This window comes from Bacillus fungorum (assembly GCF_002746455.1).
In the GTDB taxonomy this organism is placed as follows: Bacteria; Bacillota; Bacilli; order Bacillales; family Bacillaceae_G; genus Bacillus_A; species Bacillus_A fungorum.
On sequence record NZ_NWUW01000120.1, the window covers coordinates 1 to 1,265 of the forward strand.

The 1,265-nt window shown below is 36.4% G+C and carries 1 protein-coding gene and 2 pseudogenes; all 3 read left to right on the forward strand.

Annotated elements, in window-relative coordinates; translation table 11 throughout:
* Window positions 1-514, forward strand: a pseudogene (locus CO726_RS30910) (DUF6094 domain-containing protein); the annotation flags it as partial.
* Window positions 515-529: 15 nt separating this feature from the next.
* Window positions 530-757 (forward strand): hypothetical protein, encoded by a 228-nt coding sequence (locus tag CO726_RS30915; protein ID WP_099686824.1) that lies wholly within the window; start codon window positions 530-532, stop codon window positions 755-757.
* A gap of 71 nt (window positions 758-828) precedes the next feature.
* Window positions 829-1,265 (forward strand): annotated as a pseudogene (locus CO726_RS30920) (hypothetical protein); the annotation flags it as partial.

A 1,265-nucleotide genomic window follows, 5' to 3' on the forward strand; every position in this document is an offset into this window, starting at 1 on the left:
AAATGATACATACTTTAACGATCGGTTCGCTAATTTTTGTGAAAATATGTCTGATCTTATTTTCGTCAAAAAAAATGTGAATACATTAGCGCAAATGGTGAATCGTAAAAGTTGGATTATACCTGAAGTGCATCATCAGAAAAAACTCATTTTCACATCAAGAGTGGATTATAAAAGTGCTTATGAAGGAGTGGGGAAATCGGAAGGTATCTCGACGTTCAAAAAGCGTTTAAATAGAGGGAATGGTTACTCACTACAAGGCGAGAAAACAGCTGCAGAGAGAGCAAAGATGCCAATTGCTTCTGGACAATTAGGACTATTGCTGATAACGGGTGTGGCAGATGGTTTGCTTGGTGAAGGTGATACACTCCATGCGGTCCGTGGATCCGAGAATGTGTATTATGAAACTTCATTTGAGCCACTTGAAAAAACAACGAAAGAAGTTGTTTTACAAAAACGCCGCGCCAAATTTATCACCGCAACACCAACTGGTGTTGTCAAAGAACTTGTCTAGGAAAGGAAGAAGGCTATGTCTGTACTATTAGGAATAGGAGCATTATTTATCGTATGGGAATTTAGTAATCGAATGTTTCGCATTGTTATTGTTCTAACAGTCATTTGCTTATGTGCATCTCAATTTAGTGCAGGTACACATTTGGTAGTACTAGAACAATTCTCACTGTTTCAAGGTGCAGGTGATATGCTACATGCAGCTGAGCAATCATTACCAGAATGGAAGCAGTTTATAGATTTTTAAACAACAAATTAAATGAGTAGGACATGAAACGTATCAATTATGATGCGTTTTTTATTTTAGGAGGGAACTTTATGATGAAGGAAATGATTCAACAAAATACATTTGATCAAGAACAAACACCAGCAATGTTGCAATTGGATACAGCCGCTGCCTCACATACAGCTTTTTGTTTTGCAATGGCAGTAAATCGTCACCATCAAATCCAATTTGCAGTACTAGGTGCGAATGACAGTACATTAAAGTCATTCCGTGCTGCCATATCAATGGGAACTAGTCGTTTGTATTTTGGAGAAGGGCAAAAAGAAGAATTACATTACATATTAGATAAAAAAGTGAATGTAAATTCAAAAGGTCAGTTTGAATTTATTAACACACAAACAATAAATAAGAAGAAGGCAATTATTGCGTTTTCTAAAGAATTAGAAGAAAAGTATATTGTTGCAATTGATGAAGCACCAGAAATGCAAGTAAGAGATTTCTTAATGGCTCCTCCGTATGGTCTCCCAAT

What these genes read in the sequence shown, in the direction of transcription:
- CO726_RS30915 (WP_099686824.1), top strand. Translation starts at nt 530, where the DNA reads ATGTCTGTACTATTAGGAATAGGAGCATTATTTATCGTATGGGAATTT.